This is a genomic window from Mycobacterium sp. 1245499.0, from assembly GCF_001673615.1.
Lineage (GTDB): Bacteria > Actinomycetota > Actinomycetes > Mycobacteriales > Mycobacteriaceae > Mycobacterium > Mycobacterium europaeum_A.
Genome location: NZ_LZMG01000142.1, coordinates 1 through 19,590, shown reverse-complemented (window position 1 = coordinate 19,590; position 19,590 = coordinate 1). Strand labels below are relative to the sequence as shown.

11 protein-coding genes and 4 pseudogenes are annotated in these 19,590 nt (G+C 69.2%); 3 read left to right on the top strand and 12 right to left on the bottom strand.

Translation table 11 applies throughout. The features are described 5' to 3' along the window. On the bottom strand, positions 1 to 82 hold an 82-nt coding region (locus A5646_RS30360), incomplete at its 3' end, for a hypothetical protein (protein ID WP_369806916.1). Between the two features lie 91 nt (positions 83 to 173). On the opposite strand from A5646_RS30360, the pseudogene A5646_RS07120 reads away from it, so the two are divergent. Together A5646_RS07120 and A5646_RS07115 are read left to right on the top strand one after the other, a co-directional pair. Further along, a pseudogene (locus tag A5646_RS07120) lies at positions 174 to 803 on the top strand (thioesterase domain-containing protein); the annotation flags it as partial. A gap of 8 nt (positions 804 to 811) precedes the next feature. Continuing rightward, positions 812 to 2,377, top strand: a complete 1,566-nt coding sequence (locus A5646_RS07115) for an acyl-CoA carboxylase subunit beta (protein ID WP_156748756.1) — start codon at positions 812 to 814, stop codon at positions 2,375 to 2,377. 71 nt (positions 2,378 to 2,448) lie between these two features. Here the strand turns inward: A5646_RS07115 and A5646_RS07110 are convergent. From A5646_RS07110 to A5646_RS27870, 11 genes and pseudogenes are all read right to left on the bottom strand, one after another. After that, positions 2,449 to 4,228: pseudogene (locus tag A5646_RS07110) on the bottom strand (acyl-CoA dehydrogenase family protein). A 199-nt stretch (positions 4,229 to 4,427) separates the two neighbouring features. Continuing rightward, positions 4,428 to 4,877 (bottom strand): FHA domain-containing protein, encoded by a 450-nt coding sequence (locus A5646_RS07105; RefSeq protein ID WP_067020820.1) that lies wholly within the window; start codon positions 4,875 to 4,877, stop codon positions 4,428 to 4,430. A gap of 120 nt (positions 4,878 to 4,997) precedes the next feature. Next, a complete protein-coding gene (locus A5646_RS07100; RefSeq protein ID WP_066873084.1) occupies positions 4,998 to 5,513 on the bottom strand; it encodes a hypothetical protein in 516 nt (171 codons plus the stop codon). 171 nt (positions 5,514 to 5,684) lie between these two features. Beyond that, positions 5,685 to 8,924: an arabinosyltransferase domain-containing protein gene (locus A5646_RS07095; protein WP_066873168.1), complete on the bottom strand. Its 3,240-nt coding sequence runs from the start codon at positions 8,922 to 8,924 to the stop codon at positions 5,685 to 5,687. A 53-nt stretch (positions 8,925 to 8,977) separates the two neighbouring features. Next, positions 8,978 to 12,304 (bottom strand): arabinosyltransferase domain-containing protein, encoded by a 3,327-nt coding sequence (locus tag A5646_RS07090; RefSeq protein WP_066877372.1) that lies wholly within the window; start codon positions 12,302 to 12,304, stop codon positions 8,978 to 8,980. A gap of 67 nt (positions 12,305 to 12,371) precedes the next feature. Then, entirely contained in the window at positions 12,372 to 12,995 is a 624-nt protein-coding gene (locus A5646_RS07085) for a maleylpyruvate isomerase family mycothiol-dependent enzyme (RefSeq protein WP_066873078.1), read from the bottom strand. Beyond that, entirely contained in the window at positions 12,992 to 13,477 is a 486-nt protein-coding gene (locus tag A5646_RS07080) for an SRPBCC family protein (protein WP_066877370.1), read from the bottom strand. The genes A5646_RS07085 and A5646_RS07080 overlap by 4 nt, the downstream gene beginning before the upstream one ends. Continuing rightward, complete coding sequence (locus A5646_RS07075; protein ID WP_066877368.1) at positions 13,474 to 13,797, bottom strand: helix-turn-helix transcriptional regulator; 324 nt, start codon at positions 13,795 to 13,797, stop codon at positions 13,474 to 13,476. The genes A5646_RS07080 and A5646_RS07075 overlap by 4 nt, the downstream gene beginning before the upstream one ends. A gap of 99 nt (positions 13,798 to 13,896) precedes the next feature. Beyond that, entirely contained in the window at positions 13,897 to 17,175 is a 3,279-nt protein-coding gene (locus tag A5646_RS07070) for an arabinosyltransferase domain-containing protein (RefSeq protein WP_156748754.1), read from the bottom strand. A gap of 6 nt (positions 17,176 to 17,181) precedes the next feature. Further along, the gene (locus A5646_RS07065) at positions 17,182 to 19,203 is read right to left on the bottom strand and encodes a galactan 5-O-arabinofuranosyltransferase (protein WP_066877364.1); all 2,022 of its coding nucleotides are present in this window, start codon (positions 19,201 to 19,203) and stop codon (positions 17,182 to 17,184) included. A 2-nt stretch (positions 19,204 to 19,205) separates the two neighbouring features. After that, positions 19,206 to 19,358, bottom strand: a pseudogene (locus tag A5646_RS27870) (decaprenylphospho-beta-D-erythro-pentofuranosid-2-ulose 2-reductase); the annotation flags it as partial. Between A5646_RS27870 and A5646_RS07060 the strand changes: the two are divergent. Next, positions 19,350 to 19,556, top strand: a pseudogene (locus A5646_RS07060) (SDR family NAD(P)-dependent oxidoreductase); the annotation flags it as partial. The pseudogenes A5646_RS27870 and A5646_RS07060 sit on opposite strands and share 9 nt — an antisense overlap. Between the last annotated feature and the right edge of the window lie 34 nt (positions 19,557 to 19,590).

The following is a 19,590-nucleotide window of genomic DNA, read 5'->3' as shown; positions in this document are numbered from 1 at the left end:
GCTTCAGACCGATCGCGCACGCGTAGGCCAGCGCGCCGCCGAGCGACCACCCGGCCAGGATGAACGGCTTGCCCGCGTTCATCTCCAACAGCTTCGGCACGTACTGGGCGGCCCGCTCCTGAACGGTGCCCTCCACGCGCTCGAAGCCGTACATCGGCGTATCCGCGGGCAAGCCGTTCATCCTGGCCGGGTGGTCGCTCGGCGGCGCGCTGGCCTACGCGTGCGCGATCGGTCTGAAGCGCGCGGGCGAGGACGTGCGCTTCGTCGGGATGATCGACACCGTGCGCGCCGGCGAGGAGATCCCCCAGACGCAGGAGGAGACCCGCAAGCGCTGGGACCGGTACGCGAAGTTCGCCGAGCGCACCTTCAACGTCGAGATTCCGGCGATCCCCTACGAGCAGCTCGAGGAGCTCGACGACGAGGGTCAGGTGAAGTTCGTGCTGGACATCGTCCAGCAGAGCGGTGTGCAGATCCCCGGCGGCATCGTCGAGCACCAGCGGACGTCCTACCTGGACAACCGGGCGCTCGAGACCGTCCAGATCGAGCCGTACGACGGCCACGTCACCCTGTACATGGCCGACCGCTACCACGACGACGTCATCGAGTTCGAGCCGCGGTATGCGATCCGCCAGCCCGACGGCGGCTGGGGCGAGTACGTGGCCGACCTCGAGGTGGTGCCGATCGGCGGCGAGCACATCCAGGCCATCGACGAACCGATCATCGGCAAGGTCGGTGCTCACCTCTCCGACGTGCTGAATAAGGTGGAGGCCGAAACCAGTCAGACGAGTGAGGTAGGCAAATAGTGACGGAGATGGCGCCGGCTCCCATTCAGCACACCACCGCCGAGAAGCTGGCCGAGCTCTACCGTCGCTTGGAATTGGCCAAAGAGCCGGGCGGTGAGAAGGCCGTCGCCAAGCGCGACAAGAAGGGCATCCCCAGCGCCCGCGCCCGGGTGCACGCGCTGGTCGATCCCGGCACCTTCCTCGAGACCGGGGCGTTGGCCAAGACGCCCAACGACCCGAACGCGCTCTACGGCGACGGCTGCGTCACCGGCCACGCCATGATCGACGGCCGGCCGGTCGGGGTGTTCTCCCACGACCAGACCGTGTTCCAGGGCACCGTCGGCGAGATGTTCGGCCGCAAGGTCGCCCGCCTGATGGAGTGGTGCGCGATGGTCGGCTGCCCGATCATCGGCATCCAGGACTCGGGCGGCGCCCGCATCCAAGACGCCGTCACCTCGCTGGCGTGGTACGCCGAGCTGGGCCGCCGCCACGAGGCTTTGAGCGGTCTGGTGCCGCAGATCTCGCTGATCTTCGGCAAATGCGCTGGGGGAGCGGTGTATTCGCCGATCCAGGACGACCTGCTGGTCTCGGTGCGTGACCAGGGGTACTTCTTCGTCACCGGGCCCGACGTCATCCGGGAGGTCACCGGTGAGGACGTCACCCTCGACGAGCTCGGCGGCTCGGATGCGCAGGCCCGCAACGGCAACATCCACCAGGTGGTGAACTCCGAGGCCGAGGCGTTCCAGTACGTCCGCGACTTCCTGTCGTTCCTGCCGTCGAGCGCCGTCAGCGAGCCCCCGATCGTCAACCCTGGCCTCGAGCCGGAGACCACCCCGACCGATCTCGAGCTCGACTCGATCGTGCCGGACTCGGACAACATGGCCTACGACATGCACGAGATCCTGCTGCGGATCTTCGACGACGGCGACTTCCTCGACGTCGCCGCGCAGCACGGGCCGGCCATCATCACCGGGTTCGCCCGGATCGACGGGCGCCCGGTCGGCGTGATCGCCAACCAGCCCATGTACCTGTCCGGGTCGATCGACAACGAGGCCTCCGACAAGGCGGCGCGGTTCATCCGGTTCTGCGACGCGTTCAACATCCCGCTGGTGTTCGTGGTGGACACGCCCGGCTTCCTGCCCGGTGCCGAGCAGGAGAAGAACGGCATCATCAAGCGCGGCGGCCGGTTCCTGTACTCGGTCGTGGAGGCCGACGTGCCGAAGGTGACCATCACGGTCCGCAAGTCTTACGGCGGCGCCTACGCCGTGATGGGATCCCGGCAGCTGACCGCGGACTTCAACTTCGCCTGGCCGACCGCGCGCATCGCGGTGATCGGCGCCGAGGGGGCCGCGCAGCTGCTGATGAAGCGGTTCCCCGATCCCACCACCCCCGAGGCGCAGCAGATCAAGAAGGACTTCATCGAGGGTTACAACCTCAACATGGCGATCCCCTGGACCGCCGCCGAACGCGGATTCATCGACGCGGTCATCGACCCGCACGAGACCCGGCTGCTGCTGCGCAAGTCGATGAAATTGTTGCGGGACAAGCAATTATGGTTCCGCACCGCCCGTAAGCACGGGCTCATCCCGATCTAGGCCTCGAGCCTCAACGCGAGCAGACGCAAAAGCACCCAAAAACGCTCATTTTGAGGCGTTTTCGCGTGCTTTTATGTCTGCTCGGCGGCGAATGCGCCGTCAACCAGTTCGTCGAAGCGCTCCAGCGCCTCGTCGGAGTCGGCGTCGATGCCGCGCAGCGCCCCGCGATCGGCGAGATGGCGCTGCGCGTACAGGCCCGCGACGAGCGCCTTGCGCTCACCGCCCCGGGTCGCGCGCTCCCACGCCGCCTGCTCGATCAGCAGGGCGCCGGCGTAGACGTCGCCCATGAATTGGGCCAGCGGGAACAGCCGGGCCTCGGCCGTCTCCCTGTCGAGTTTGGTCCAGGCGGTGATCGCCGCGTCCAGGTCCTCGATCCGCCCGGCGACCAGCCGGGTGGTTTCGCCGTCGTCGGCGACCGACACCGCGTCGCGCAGCCGCGCCAGCAGCGTCTCGTGCGCGCGGCTCTGCTCGATCCCGCGCCGCACGTCCAGACACAGAATGTTGTCCGGCCCCTCCCAGATGGTGTTCACTTGCGCGTCGCGCAGCAGCCGCGCCGCCGGCCAGGTCTCGATATAGCCGTTGCCGCCGTGGATTTCAATCGCGTCCGAGGCCGCGGTGATCCCCAGCCGGCACACCCTGAGCTTGGTGATCGGCACGGCGATGCGCTGCCGCATGCTGCGCGGCTGACGATGGTTGGTGGCGCCGGTACCGTCGAACACCAGCGCCTGCGCCGCCTCGACGTCGACGATCAGCTCGGCGAGCTTGCGCCGCATCAGTGGCTTGTCGATCAGCGCGCCGCCGAACGCCCGGCGTTGCCGGGCGTAACACAGCGATTCCACCAGGGCGCGCCGCGCGTTACCGAGCGCGAACAACGCGATGCCCAGGCGCGCGGCGTTGGTCAGCTCCATCATGCGTCCCAGGCCCTTGCCGTCGGACGGCCCAGCGGCGTCGGTGGGCTCGCCGGACAGCAAAAACGCTTCGGCGTCGACGAATTCGACCTCGCCGGAGGCCACCGAGCGGGTGCCCAGCTTGTCCTTCAGCCGTCGCACCCGCACGCCGTTGCGGGATCCGTCGCGGCGGGTGCGCAGCACCAGGAAGTTGGCGACGCCGCGCGAAGAATCCGGTGCGCCTTCGGGTTTCGCCAAGACGACGAACGCCTGCCCGGCGCAGTTGGACGCGAACCACTTGAAGCCGTTCAACAACCACGCGTCCGACGCGCCGGGCGGTGGTCTCCAGCGCCCCCAGATCGGAGCCGCCGGTGCGTTCGGTCAGCAGCTGCGCCGTCTCGCCGGCCCACTCGCCGGAGGCGAATTTGGCCGCCACGTGCTCGGCCACGTCGGGCGGCGCGTAGGCGGCCACCAGCGACTGGACCATGCCGCCGCCGGTGCCCAGCGCGCAGCCCATGCCGATATCGGCTTGGTTCAGCAGGTAATTCGAGGCGAACATGGTCAGCGACGAGCTCATCTTCGCCTCGCGCGCTTCGGTGCGCAGCGCCCGCTGGGCGTCCAGGACCGCCCGCTTGGATTGCGTGAAGGAGGCCGGCATGACCACCTCGCTGATGTCATGACCCCACCGGTCGTAGCGCTGCAGCCGCGGGGGGTTGCGATCCGTCTCCTCGGCCCAGCGCGCCACCGGCCCGCCCATCAGCTCCCCGATGCGGGTCAAATGGCGTTCGGCCAGCGCGAGTTCCTCCGGCTCGAGGTAGTAGGCCATGGTGAACTGCAGCGTGGGATCGGTGAGGTACCAGTTGAGTCCCACCGCGCCGCCGTAGTTCTCCGTCGCGTAGCGCTGCGATTTCTCGTCGGTGGAAAACGGCAGCCGGTCCACCGCCTCTAGGGCGTAGTCGCTCATGGGTCAGACGCTACGCGCCGGGCCGGTCGTCAGGCAGTAGCCCGCAAGCGGGCGCCGCGGGCGATTCGGGTCAATATGATCCGGCCACTGGTGCCGAACCGCACGGAAATGATTCGGCCGGAACTGAATTCGCCGATGCGTACCCGGATGTCGTCGGCACTGTGCCCGGGGTCAGCGGTCACGAATCCCCTCGTCGCTGTTACGTCGGCTGGGCGGTGAGGAAGATCAGCCTGAAGTTGCCGACCTGGAGCACGTCGCCGTTGGTCAGCACCGCGGAGTCGACGGCGGCACGGTTGAGGTAGGTGCCGTTGAGGCTGCCGAGATCGACGACGCGGAATTCGCCGTTCTCGGAGTGGAATTCGGCGTGCCTGCGGCTGACCGTGATGTCGTCGAGAAAGATGTCGCTGGCCGGATGCCGACCCGCGTTCATGACCGGCTGGTTCAACACGAATCTCGCCCCGACGTTGGGGCCCCGCTTCACGACGAGCATGGCCGAACCGCGGTCCAAGTCCGCCGCCGCCTCGGCGACGGCCGATGCCATGTCGACGTCGTCGCGGGCGTCGGCGCGCAGCAGGGAACCCATGTCGCCGGTGGCATCATCGGCCGCGGCGATTCGCTGCTGGCTTGTGTCCCTGTGCGACGCCGACACCGCTCCCTCCCCAGATTTCCTCGGATACTCCCATCGCAACATTTGACTCAAACGTCAAAATAGGGCCGGAAGTCCCCGCTTCACCCGCTCGCCCGGCGCCACCGCGCGGGCGCGCGGCGGCTAGGACCGCACCGGCACCACGAACTCGGACGTATAGAACTCCGCCGGGTTCTGGGAGTTCGCATTAGGCCGCTCGATAATCACCCACACGCCGGTCGTGCCCGGCCGAATGGTGTCAGCAACGGTCGCCGTTGCGTTTCCTGCCCCGTCGGTGACCATGCTGGTAAATGCGGTTCCCGGGTCACCGGGGCCGCAGGTCGATGAGGACGGACGGGGTTCTTCGATGAGGCCGACGTCGAATTGCGCGCCCGGTTCGGGCGCGTCGACCAGGTGCACCTCGGCGACCGCCCTGGATCCGCTGGTGCGGACGATGGCCGAACCGGTGCCGAGCATCGGGCCGGGTACTTTGGGGGCGATGCTGATCTTGCTGAAGTCGCATCGCCGCAGATAGGTGTCGAAAACGACGGTCGTGCCGCCGCCCTCGGCGGACGCGGTGCCGACGGCCGAAGCCGCGGCGGGGGTGATGACCGCGGTGGCCGCGGCCGCGCAGGTTCCCAGGCGTGTCAGTGTGTGCATTCGGCCACCTCGCTCCGCGGTGTGAACTGGATCACAGCGGAATGAGTATTCACCCGAGATTGGCGGTATTAAACCTTTGCCCGGTAATTACCCGGGCGTTAATTCATTGCGCTATTCCACGCCGAATAACCACGCGCAAAACCATTTCGGCGCCGTGTTTTCGGCGTTCCCCTAGGGCTTGATGCGGATCGGCCCGGGTGACCACCATCCGGTGCGGGTGGCGGTGCCCAGGTCGAGCTGCGCCGGGTGGGCGTCGGCGATGGTGTCGAACTTGCGCAGCGATCCCCAGTCGCGGCCCCAGTCATGGGACAGGTATGTCGACATCACGTGGGCCCGCAGCAACAGGTCGGTGATGCCCAGCAGGCCGCCGTTGACGCCGTCCTGCCAGGTGTCGGTGTCCTGCTTCTTGGCGTTGTAGTCCGGGGTGATGCGGAACTCCGGGATGTCGGTGACGCCGTTGGAGTGCAGCATCGGCTGCTGGCACGGGAACGCCAGTCCCACCGCCCAGTCCATCAGCACCGGCCGCTTGGAGCCGACGTACTCCTGCAACGACCGCAGCTCAGGCACCCGTGGCGGAGTCAGCGCGATCCAGTCGTCCGGTGTCAGGGACAGGTCCTCGGCAACCACCCGAACCGCGACCGCGTCGGCGGGCATCGCCGAACGCGCGAAGCGCAGGTTCCGCCACACCTTCGGCTGCTCGCCGTACAGGTCGTAGGGCACCAGCCGGCCGGCCGGCTGCACCGCGCCGCCATTGCCGGGCCTGCCGAATTCCAGTTCCACGGTCTGGCCGCTGGTGTGGCCGTGCAGGATGCTGTTGCCGGCGATGGTGCCCGCGGCGGTCACCACCACCAGCGGGTGTCCGTCATCCGGCTTCGGCAGCTGGTACCACGCCGAGGTGAGCCGGCTCTGCTGCTGCGCGCCGGTGGTGTAGCTGCCGGCCAGCGGCACCCGGCCGGGGTCGAGGCCATACGGCAGCGGCACCGTCGAGCCGTTGACCCCCGGGGCCTTCAGCTTGGTCGGCGCGTCCCAGTCGTAGTCGGTGCCGGGCTGCGGCACCTCCGTCTCCTTGATCGACTCGGCCAGGGTGCGGTCCGGTACGCCGTTGGGCGTGAATCCCGTTGGGCTGACGCCACCCAACGGCCCGAGCGGGCCGTAATTGTCCGGCTCTCCTGTTTTGAAAGGCGCCATGAAGCCGGCATTGCTGTCGGGCTCGACGAGCACGTCGTCGGCCAGCCCGCAGCCGCCGCTGAACTCCCGCAGGTTGTCCCAGGCGTTGGAGTAGGTGGGGTACTGGCGCACGATCCCGGCCACCATCGAGGCGATGAAGACGAACGCCATGAAGCCGGCCGCAAGGGGGATGGGCGCGGCGGTCAGCGCCCGCGCCAGCCGTCCTTCGCCGCGGTCCCTGGGCGCGAAGTGCAGGTACGCCGCGTAGAGCGCGACGATCACGAACAGCGCGAAAAAGACGGTGCTGATGCTGATTCCGTGGATCCGCGGCATCACGTTGTTGAACGGGACGCCGAAGCTCGACACGTACCACCAGCCGTTGGTGGTGGCGAAACACAGGGCCAGCACGAACAGCAGCGCCGCCAGGAAGGCCATGCGGTTACGCGACCAGCGCAAGCTCTCGTGCGACACCAGCACCGTCGTCAGCGCGGCCATCGCCGCTCCCACCGCGGCGAACAGCCCGAAGTGGTGCACCCACTTGGTGGGGGTGAACATCAGAAAGAACATGGTGCCGAAGATGACGCCCATCAGCCGCCAGGCCGGCCCGCGCGCAACACCGGGAATTCGCTTGCGCCGCAACATGATAAAGACCGCGGTGAAGAGGCACAGCGCGGCGATCAGGAAGCCGAAGCGGCGCGACAGCGAGCCGTCGACGGTCGGCAGGATCAGGTAGTAGTAGCGCAGGTTCTCGGTGTACCAGGCCTGGCTGGGGCCGATCGAGGTGCGAATCCTGGTGGCTTCCAACACCGTTGACAACGTCTGATCGGCGAACACCACCGTCAGGATGACCGTGCCGGCGGCCAGCATCGGCGCCACCAGCGGCCAGGTGCCGACCAGGCGATGGCGTTTCACCAGAATCCGCAGGATCGGGCGGCCACCGGCGACCAGCGCTGCCACCGCGATCAACCCGGTGGGCTGGACGCCCAGGGTGAAGGCCGCGGTGATGACGGCCAGCGCGGCGGGGGTGAGCCGGCTGTAGCGCATGGAGCGCTCGATCAGCACGTAGGTGATCAGCGAACCGACGGCGATGATCGGCTCGGGCCGCAGGCCGTTGTCGAACGGCATCCAGGCCGTCAGCAGGACCATGCCCGCCGCCCAGTTCGCCGCCTTGCTGGCGGCCACCGCAGGGCCGAGCCGGGGTAACACTTCCCGCGAGAGCAGTAGCCAGCACACGATCCCCGCGATCAGGTCCGGCAACCGCATCCACAGGCTGGCGTCGGTGACGTGGGTCATCAGTGCCAGCAGGTTGTAGTACCAGCCGAAGGGGTCCTCGGGGCTACCGAACCAGCGGAAGTAGTTCGACATGTAGCCGGCGCGATCGGCCACCCGGGCCATGCCCAGGATGTAGCCGTCGTCCGACGAGTTCGCCCCGATCACATGCCACAGCACGAAGCCGGAGATCACCGTGACGTCGGCCAGGGTGAACGTGCGCCAGTTCGCCGGAATGAGCCGGCGCATCCGGTGACCGTCCAGCTGATCGAGGCGCCACAAGGCGATCAGGGCGACGATGGTGGAAACGATGGCCAGCACCATCGCGGCCAGCTTCAAAGTCGTTGGGGTGGTGGAGAACCGGGTGTCGATGGTCGCCGAGAGCTGCAGACCGGCCGGGGCCGGCCCGCTCAGGTCGGTGAACACCCCGACGATCTGTGGCCGCAGGTTCGGGTCGGGGAAGCCGCCGCCGAGCGGCTTGCCCGCCGGGTCGGTCAGCCCGACGAACGTGGCGAAGGCGCCCGCCTTCGTCGAGGTGATCTCGATGCGCTGACACTGTGCCGACTCCACCTGATCGCGGGCCGCGCTGGCGATCACCACGTTGCGGTCGGTGACGTCGACGCGCTTGCCGTTGACCACCACGAACAACGCGTTGAGCGCGGCGTCCTTGCCCTTCTTGGGCGCCGTGCTGAGCACGACGCCGCCTTCCGGTGGCAGGCCGCGCACCACCGAGCACGGCACGGTTACCTTCACGTCGACCGGGGTGAGCGAAATCAGCGGCGCGGTAACGCTGTTCAGCTGGCCGTTCTGCGGCCAGTTCAGCGTCGCGGTGGTCTGCACGACGGGCAACAGCGGGGTGGCGATCGACAGGATGAAACCGATCAGCCCGGCGACCGTCGCGACCCAGCGCGTCACCCGCACGTCCTGGCGGGACAACGCTTCGCGCTCGCGCTTGTCGACGGTCGTGACACTCATTTGCTGGTCGGTTCGCGACCCGCTGCGCCCGGCTTCGCCGCCCTTACGATCGCTCATGGCAGCGCCCGAATCGGTCCCTGCCGGCTCCACCCGTGCACTGTCATCACACCCTGTTCGATTGTGGCGTCGGGCGCCTGATCAGCCGGCACCAACCGGAAATACTGCTCCACGGATCCCCAGTCGCGATGCCAGTCACCCCGCAGGTACGTCGCGATCGTCGAGGTACGAAGCATCGCCTGAGTGATCAGGAACGGACCCCCGTCCTCGCTGGCCTCCCACCCGTTCGACGACGCGGCCGTCTGCTTGTGGTCGGGCAGGATGCGGTATGCCGGTAGTTCGGCAACGCCAAGGTGTTCGGAGAACGGCCGCTGGCACGGGAAGTTCGCGGCCGTGGCGATGTCCATCAGCACGGGGGTCTGCGACCCCATCAACTGCTGCAGGGTCTGCAGCACCGGGACGCGCGGCGGCGTGATCGCGAACCACTGGTCCGAGCTCAGGTTGGGGTCGTAGGCGACGATGCGGGCCACGTTGGCCTCCGGTGGCGCCCAGGTGAGCGGGAACCGCAGGTTGCGCCACGCCGGCTCCGGCCCGATGTCGATCGGATACACCTGTGCCAGCGGCTGGGTGGTGCCGTCGGGACGGGCGACGCCCCACTGCAGTTTGAGCTGCTGCCCATAGGTGAAGGTGCCGTCCTCCTTGTACGACCAGATGGCACCGGCCGCCGTCACCACCACGATCGGCCGGTCCGGGCTACGCGGCGGCAGTTGGTACCACGCCGAGGTCGCGGTGGCGGCCAGCGAGTTCTCGCCGTAGCTGCCCATCACCGGGGTGCGGGCCGGGTCCAGGCCGAACGGCAGCGCCGCGTGCGACCCGTTCACCCCGACGGGGCCTTTGCCGCCGGCCGTCCCCGCGGAGTCGGTCATGGTGGCATTGGGTTTGTTGGGTGAGCCGGTGGAATTCACCACGCCCGGCTTGGTGACCACCGGGTACGACCTCAGGTCGTCGCCCACGCCGTCGTGTTTGAAGCCGACCGGGTTGACACCGCCCAGCGGGCCGTCCGGCCCGAACGTCTGCCCGGGCGCCGGCTGCAGCATGCCGGCGTTGGGGTCGGGCTCGGCCAGCACGTCGTCGGCCATGGCGCAGCTGGTCTTCGACAGCCCCGAGCTGATCGCGGCGAGGTTCGCCTTGCCGGTGGTGTAGAGCGGATAGCGGAACACCGCGCCCTTCGTCAGCGACGCGACTTCGCCGACGACCATGATGGTTGCGACCACCAGCAGCGGCGTCGACGCCAGCACCCGGTTGCGCCGGTTGTCCTTGACCTCGGTGTGCCCGGCGTAGTCCATCCGGAAGTGCTGCCAGGCGGCCAGCAGGCCGGTCGCGATCGACAGCGCCAAAAACATCGACGTCACCGGGTGGCTGGCCACGACCGGCTGGATGTCGTACCACGGCACCCCGTAGTTGCCGACGTAGAACCAGCCGTTGATGCCGGAGGTCGCCACCGCCAGCACGAACAGCAGGGCGGTCACGTACAGGGTCAGGTTGCGGCGGTTGTGCAGGCCGATCCGGGCCAGGGCGAATGCGGTGACCGCGCCCAGCGCGCCGGCCAGCCCGGCGAACGCACCGAACTGGACCGCCCACTTCGTCGGGGTGAACGTCAGCAACAGCAGGCCGAACGCCGTGGTCCCGATCAACCGCCACGCCGGGCCGCTGGCCACGCCCGGGATCCGGCCGCGACGCAGCAGGGTGACCAGCATGCCGAACATGCACAGCAGCAGCACCAGCACGGCGAATCGCCGGGCCATCGACCCGTCGGGGTTCGATTCCACCGTGAGGAAGTAGTAGCGCAACCAATCCTGGTACCAGGCGATGGTCGGGCCGACCTTGTACTTGATGCGGGCCGATTCCCCGACCGTGGCCAGCGTCTGACTGCGGAAGACCACCACGAGGATCAGCGACGCCGAGGCCGCCAGCACGGCCAGCGGTGCGAGCAGGCCGTCGCTTTGCCGGCGGCGCCGGATCGTCTGGGCGACGGCGCGCGCCCCGGTCAGCAGCGCGGCGACGGCGATCAGGCCCTGCGGTGCCAGCGTCGCGCTCAGCAGCGCCACGATGATGGCCACCGCCGCCGGGGCCAACCGACGCAGCGCGATCGCCCGTTCCACCAGCATCCAGGTGACCAGCACGCCGAGGGCGATCAGCGGTTCGGGCCGCAGTCCGTTGTTGAACGGCAGCCACGCCGCCACGAAGACCGCGCCCGCGGTGAACACCGCGACCCGGTTGGCCGCCAGGCCGCCGCGGCCGGGTCCGAGCCGGCGCAGCACCCAGTGGCTGATGATCAGCCAGCAGCCGATCGCGGCCAGCGTGGCGGGCAGTCGCATCCACACGCCGGCCGTGCTGACGGAGGCCATCTTGGCCAGCAGGCTCAGGTACCAGTCGAAGGGAGCGTCGGTGGTGCCGAAGTAGCGGTAGTAGTCGGCGATGTAACCGGCGCCGGGGGCGACCCGGGCGATGGCCAGGTTGTAGCCGTCGTCCGACGACGTGGCGCCGATGATGTGCCACAACAGCAGCGTGGCGGTGACCCCGGCGTCGGCGATCCACGTCGCGATGCCCACCCGCCGCCAGTTGGCAAGGTGCGTGCCGGGGCGATACCGGGAGAGCCAGGCGATCGGGGAGCGCCAGTTGAGCAGGGTGCTGCCGCCCCGGCTGCGGCGGTCCAGCACCGCGAGCGCGATGATGGCCGTCAGCACCGCCAGGGCGCCCAGGGCCATCACGATTTCCTTGAGGACGGTGGGCGCGGTGATGAAGCGGGTGTCGATGTCGATGCGGGCCGACAGCCCCGGCCCCGCGGGCACCTTCATGTCGGTGAAGACGCCGCCCACCTGGGGTTTCTTTTCGGGCGACAGGATCCCCGAGGCGCCCGGTATGCCGACGAAGTCCGCGCCGGTCGCGCCGGCGTCGGCCCAGACGTGCAGCACGCTGCAGCCGCCGGCGGCGACGGCCGAGCGTTGCGCGACCGCGGCCACGGTGTCGCGGAACGCGACGACGACGACGTCCGTGTTCGCCCGCACGAACAGCCCGTTCTTCCCGGCGTCCATGCCACCCGGCGGCAGCGTCGCGACGACCAGGCCGCCACCGGCGGGCAGGGTGGCGATGTCCGGGCAGGGAATGGAGATGTCCAGCGCGCGGGGCGCCCCGGACACCAGCGGCGCGGTGATCTGGCTGACGTGCCCGTCCGTGCTGCCCTGGGGCCACAGGACCGTTGCGGTGGTCTGCCGCACCGGAAGCAGCGGGACGGACAGGCACAGCAGCAGGCCCACGATTCCCGCGATGGCGGCCACCGACCGGGGGATCCGCTGCGATCGCTCTTTACCGTCGTGGGGCACGAGGCTCGATCGTAAGCGACGCTGCTTTGTCCGATGAGGACGCGGGGCCGCGCGTGCACCGGGGACGCTATCCGCGGACTCGGCCCGCCAGCGTGGCCAGCCCCGGACCGTCCAGGTCGGCCAGGGCGGCCGGACGCCCGGTCATGGCCAGCAGGAGCGCCTCGCCGGGGCCGGTCACCTCGGGCCCGTCGCCGTGCGTCCACTCGACGTCGGTGGCGCGCAGGCGCAGGCCCCGGATCCTGCGTCCGGCGCCGAGCCGGGGATTGCCGGGCACCAGCGGAAGGATCCGCTCGAGCCGATCGGGCGGCACCTGCCGCGGCCGGTCGAGCGCGCGGCGGATGTCCTGGTGATGGATGGTGCCGTCGACGAGCGCGATCATCCCGCCGAAACCCGCTGTCAGTCCCCGCGGTTGGAGGTGGCCGCGCAGGAATTCCAGCAGCTGTTGCGGGGTCAGGGCCGCGAATTCGTCGACACCCACCTGGTTCGCCCGCACGATCGCGCCCTTGGCGAACCGTTTCAGCAACCCCAGCGCGCCCAGCTCCTCGTAGCTGATCACATGCGCGACAACGTCTTTGACGCTCCAGCGGGTGCACAGGGTGGGCGCCTGCCAGTCTTGCGGCGCCAGGGTGGCCAGGAATTCGGCGAGGTCGGCCCGCTCGGCGCGGGCCATGGTCATCAGGTCGGCGCTCATCGCGGATCACCGCCGACGATCAACTCCCGGTACCGGCCGAGGTACAACGGCCAACCCGCGTCGCCGTCGACGCCGTCGGCGACGGACTCCCAGCCCGGCCCGTGCCGGTCCAGGTGGCGGTGTACGAGGTCGACCCGGGTGCGTTCGCCGGACTCGGCGGTGAAGCGGACGTCGACCTCGCTCGTCTTGGCCGGGTCGGTTTCCAGCTGCCATGTCGGACCGATGTCCCAGCTGAATACCACGCGGTGTGGCGGCTCGTAGACCAGGATCCGCGCCCATCGGCACACGCTGCCGTCGACGCCTCGGTCGTAAATATGGCCGCCCACTTGGGGTTCGAACACCGTCTCGGCGATCGGGACCGCCAACAGGTTGTGCTCGCGCGGCTTGAACGCGCCGAACTGCTCGGTGAAGACGGCGAACGCGCGCTCGAGGGGGGCGTTGACGACGATGTGGTGGTTGACGTTTCCAATCCGCTGGGTCATGATGCTCCCTCGTTCATCTCGTCGATGGTCTGCGCGTAGCCGGCCAGCGCCTGTGTCCAGAACCGGTCGAGGTCGGCGCGCAGCGCCTGCAGGCCGGCCGGATCGAGCTGATAGACGCGGCGGGTGCCCGCGGCGCGGTCGCGCACCAGCCCGGCGGACTTGAGCACCTTGAGATGCTGGGACACCGCCGGTCTGCTGACCGGCAGGTCGCGGGCCAACTCGCCGACCGCCGACGGGCCGTGGGCAAGACGCTCCACGATGGCCCGCCGCGTCCCATCCGCCAGTGCCAGCCAGACGTCACCCGTTTGGTAAGTGACCACGAACCGTAAGTCTAGGCTTACCGACGGCGGACGGCAAGGGTCGGCCCGCGCGGGCCGTCGCACCCGTGCGGCGAAGCCCTCGAGAAAAGTGCTGTGCGCCTAGGTTTTACGCAGCGGTGCCGGGCCCCACAGGCCGCTGCGGGTGGCCGTCCCCAGCAGCAGGTGGGCGGGCTGCGCGTCCGGGTAGTAGGGCGTCAGCCGCTGCAGCGAACCCCAGTCGCGAGACCAGTCGTCCTTGAGGTAGGTGGCCATCGTGGTCGCCTTGACCAACAGCTCGGTCACCCCCAGCGGGCCGCCGCCGTTGTTGTCCATCACCGGCGAGTTGGCCTCGGCGCCGAATCGGTCGGGCAGGATGCGCCATCTCGGCGTCTCGTCGACGCCGTTCTGGTGACCGAACGGTCGCTGGCACGGGAAGGCGAGCCCGACGAGCCAGTCGAGGAACACCGGGTCGGCGGAGCCCACCACGTCCTGCAGCGTGCGCAGCTGCGGAATCCTGGGCGGGGTCAGCGCGATCCAGTGCTGCGGGGCCAAGTCCTCGTCGTCGGCGACCAGCCGGATCTGGGTGGCCGAGCTCGGGATCGCCGACAGTGGCAACCGCAGGTTGCGCCAGGCCGGCGACGCCCCCACGTCGGCGAATTGGAACGAACCGCCGGGGTGTCCGCCGGCCGCCTGATCGTCGGTGGCCCACTGCACCTGGACCTCGCGGGGGTCAAAGCGCCCGGCGGCGCTCACCACCAGCAGCGGGCGCGCCTTGTCGCGCGCCGGCAGTCGATACCAGCTGGACCGCAGGTGCGCGGGAATCTGGATGCCCGAGCGCCAGCTGCCGAGCACCGGCGTGCGGGCGGGATCGAGGTTGAAGGGCAGCTGGGCCGACGAGCCGTTGATGCCCGGTGCCGGGGTGGTGCCGCCCTCGGTGCCGGCCTGGTTGCTGCCGGTCTTCTCCTCGTCGTTGACGAAGCTGCGGTCACCCGGCCGTTCCATCACCGGGTCCGCGCGCACGTCGGCGGGAATTCCGTTGGGCGTGAAGCCTTCCGACAGGCCGGCGCCCAATGCGTCGGCGACCGAAGCGTTCACCGGCGCCAGCATGCCGGCGTTGGGCTCCTGCTCCACCAGCACGTCCTCGGCCAGTCCGCACGACTTCCCGGTCAGCGCTTGCAGATTGGAGCGACCGACCGACCATGCCGGATACTGGTCGGTCATCGCCAGGGTCAGCGAGGCCACCTCGAACACCACCAGGACCCATGTGGCAATTGCCAAGGGGGACTGGATGATTCCGGCCACTCGGGCGCCCAGCCGGGTTCTGGGCGGCCCGTTGTCCGGGGCGACGAAGTGGAACCAGGCGGCCAGCAGCAGCACCGCCGCGGTCAACCCGAGCAGCGCGGTGGCGAAGGCGTAGTGCCAGGCCGGGAACTCGTTGGACCAGGGCACGCCGAAATTCGAGACGTACCACCAGCCGTTGACGCTGGCGAACGACAACGCCACCAGGAACAGCACCACCGCGGCGTACACGGTCCGGTTGCGCCGCGACCGCATCGCCACCGCGGTCACCGCGACCGCGGCCAGCGCGCCCAGCGGTCCGGCCAGCCCGGCGAACACCCCGAAGTGGTGGGTCCATTTGGTGGGGGTGAACATCATCGCGGCGAAGGAGATGATGGTGATGCCGACGATGCGCCGGCTCGGCCCGGCGGCCGTGCCCGGAATCCGGCCCTTGCGCAACGACATTGCCACCGTGACGCCGAGCGCGAGAACCAGCGCCAGTACGGCGAAGCGGCGGGCGACCGACCCGTCCGGGCTGGCCATGAACAGCCGCTCGTAGCGAATGTGTTCGTCGAACCAACTCAGGCTGGGGCCGACGGCCCGCTTGAGCATGCTGGCCTGGATCTCGCCGGTCAGGGTCTGGTCGCGGAAGATCAGGATCGCGGTGACGGTGGCGGCGGCCAGCAGCGGGGCTATCAGCGGCAGCGCACCGAACCGCGTGGAGCGGCGATGCAGGATGGTCCGCAGCGGCCCGATCGCGACCAGCAGCGCGCCGATCGAGGCGATGCCCGTCGGCCCGGAGAACAGGGTCAGCGCGCCGATGATGCAGGCGATCGCCACCGGCAGCAGCCGGCTGGTGGCCACCGCGCGTTCCACCGAGCACCAGGTCAGCAGGATGCCCAGGGCGATGATCGGCTCGGGCCGCAGGCCGTTGTCGAGCGGCAGCCAGACGGCCAGGAACATGCCCGCGGCGGTCCAGGCCGCGGCCCGGTTCTGTTTGACGGCATGACCCAGCCGGGGCATGACCTCGCGGCTGATCACCCACCAGCACGTCAGCGCCATCACCAGGGTGGGCAACCGCATCCAGACGCTGGTGGTGCTCACGTGGGCCCACAGCGCCAGCAGGTCGTAGTACCAGCCGAACGGCGCTTCGGGCGTGCCGAACCAGCGGTAGTAGTTGGCCATGTAGCCGGCGTGCTCGGAGACCCGTGCCATGGTCAGGATGTAGCCGTCGTCGGACGTGTTGGCGCCGACGAAATGCCACCACACCAGCACGCCGATCACCAGCGCGTCCAGCCCGCCGATCGACCACCAGCGGGCCGGTAGGAAGCGGCGGTGCCGGGTGCCGTCTGCGGTGTCGAGAATGTGCAGCGCGACCAGGGCGGCGGCGGTCAGCACCAGCCCCAGGATCATCGCGGCCATCTTCAGCGGGGTGGGGCTGCTGCTGTAGCGGGTGTCGATGGTCGCCGAGAAGTGCAGGCCCGACGGCGCCGGTCCGCTCAGGTCGGTGAAGACCCCGACGATCTGCGGCCGGAAGTCGTAGCCGCTTTTCTCGCCGCGCAGCGGCGAGCCGGGATGCTCGGCGTTGGGTCCCTGCGTGAGTCCGACGAATTCGGCCGTGACCTTCTCGGCGTGCGCGGTGAAGGTCAATCGCTGGCAGGCCGGACTGAGCACCTCGCTCAGCGGAGCGGTCACCACCGGGACGTTGCGCACCACCAGCACCAGGTCGTTGTTGGCGCGCACGATCAGCAGGCCCCGGTCGACGGCCTTGGGTGCCTGCTTGGGCACCGTCGACAACAACACCGTCTTGCCGGCGTTGCCGGGTCCGGCCAGTCCGGCGGCGGCGTCACACGGGACGGTGATGTTCAAATCGGTGGCCACGTAGCCGATCAGCGGGGCGTCGACGCTGCCGAAGGTGCCGTTCTGCGGCCAGTTCAGTTGGGCGGTGGTCTGGTTGACCGGGAGCAGCGGGGTGGCGATCGCCAGCAGCACGCCGAGCAGCCCGGCGACGGAGGCAACCAGCCGGGCGATCCGGTGATTCGCTCCCGTGTCGTTCACGGAGCTAGATGCTAGTTCTTCGGCCGTTTGAGGCCCCGTTTGAGGCGTGGTGTCGGTGCTCATCAGCGGTTACGCCCCCGGCTTGCGGATGGCCAGCACGAACGGGCCGACGCTCTGGACGGCGAAACGCGGGCTGTCGAACAGGGCGCCGCGCAGATCGACGGTGTAACGCCGCACGTTGGGCTGGTTGGGGTAGACGTCCTCGGCCAGCCGCAGCGTGTAGTTGCCCGCGGCGCCGCGGCGCATGAGGAAAACCGTGGGCGGGGGCCAGGGGCAGGTGTCCAGGGCATGGAGCAGCTCGTCGGCGGTCTTGAGGTTGGACCACTTGTTGATCTGCGCGGCCCGCAGGTCGAACTGCGCGAGCGGGTTGGCGTAGTGCGAGGTGAGGCCCTGAAATCCCCAGTACGGGTAGAAGGACAGGAAGCTGTAGTCGGCGGTCATCACGACGGTCTGATCGCGCGGCTTGCCGGTCACCTGGGTGATGGCGTGATCGATTGTGGCGTAAAACTTCTCGGCGCTGGGCGGGCGGCGGTCCCCGCGTTGGCCGTGACCGTCGGTGTCGGTGTAGGCGATGGTGAGGTCGGGCCGCAGCACGTCGGGGATGTCCTGGCTGAACGCGATCGCGGCGGCCAGCCCGATCGCGCCGGCCACCGGGGAGACGGCGCGGCCCCAGCCGCGGTCGCGGCCCGCGGCGGCCAGCGCCTGGGCGAGTTCGACGAAGCCGAACGCCCCGGCGGCGACCAGCAGCACGCTCAGGGTCGGCTGCAGCCGGAAGGACAACAGGGTGGTGCGCGCCAGCGTGGTGAGCATCGACAGCAGCGACCACAAATAGATCGCCAGCACGCCGATGGCCAGGGCGCCCGCCCGCACCGACGAACGGGCCCGCACCACCAGCCACAGGGTGCCGATCAGGCAGACGACGCCCAGCAGCGTGAACTGCAGCATCGGAAACGTCAGCTGCGCGCCGTCGGCCGGCAGGTAATGCTGGGCGCTGCCGGTGTTGCTGATCGGGTTGTGCAGTGCCCGCAACACGAACGGCAACCAGGTGGTGCAGGCGATCACGACGGCGATGCCGGCGATGACGGCCAACCGCCGCAGCGGATCGAGGGCGGCCTTGACGCCGCCGCTGTGCCGGTTGCGCCGCCAGCGCACGCCGGCCAGCCACAGGGCCATCAGTGCGACCGTGAACGCGGTGAACCCGAACAGCAGCGTGTACCAGGTGGCCGTCCAGCCCAGAAACAGCCCGGCGGCGATCACCGCGCTCCACCCCGCACGACCAGGCGCGTCCGGCTCCGCGCGCACCCCTGCCGCGAGTGTGAAGTTAGTTTCACGCTCGGAATCGACTGTGCAGTTAGTTTCACGCTCGGCGTCAGGAGCGCGGCCAGTCCCGCGCTCACCGGCGCGCAGGCCCGACCAGGTCAGCACCAGCATCGGCGGCAACAGCACGGTGATCATCGCCGAGTACGGCTCGGGCGAGCCGTAGGCCAGCGTCACCGCGGCCGTCGCGGCGGTGACGATCAGCGCGTATTCGAACCGGACCAGGCGCCACCACAGCACCAGCGCGACCGCGACCGCGATGGTGATCGACGTGATGGCCCACGGCTTGAAGATCTCCCACGCCGGTGTGCCGCCGAGCGCGGCGGCGCGCCCGCCGATCCAGAACCAGCCCGGCGGGTAATACGGCGGCAGCCCGAGGTAGGTCATGTCGCGCAGGGCGGGGCTGTCGGCGAGCCGGGTCACGTACTCGGTGCGGAACTGCTGGTCGACGGAGATGCCGAACAGGTACAGCTTGGTCGCCCCCAACGGCATGCCCAGCGTCACCACGGTGAACGCCGACACGAACACCAGCCCACCCAACCGGGTCAACCACCGGCCGCGGGGACGGCTGCAGCGCCGCCACGCCCAGCCGACGGCGACCAGCCCGGCCAGGCAGCCGACCTGCCCGACGGTGGTCAGGGCGTGCAGTTGATTGGAGGACGGGAACGCCGGCCATTGCACCCGGGAGATGGCGATCAGCGAGACCACCGCGACGGCTACCGCGACCAGCGCCGCCAAGGCCATCTGGCCGAGGGTGGCCAGCGCGTTGCGCATGATCAGATGGGAAGCTTGCGGAAGATGGGACGCGGGACGTGTCGCAACACCATCATCACATAGCGGAATGCTGCTGGTGCCCAAACCAATTCCTTACCTTTGGCGGCCGCAGTCACCGCGAGGTTGGCGACGTATTCCTTATCGACGGTGAGCGGGTGCGGCGGTCCAACTTCGTCTACGGCTCCACCAAGGCCGGGTTGGACGGATTCTATTTGGGGCTCGGAGAGGCGTTGCGTGAGTACGGGGTTCGCGTGCTGGTGATCCGGCCCGGCCAGGTGCGTACCCGGATGAGCGCGCACGTCAAGGAAGCCCCGCTCACCGTCGATAAGGAATACGTCGCCAACCTCGCGGTTATGGGGCCGCCATAGGTCGATGAATTGGTTTGGG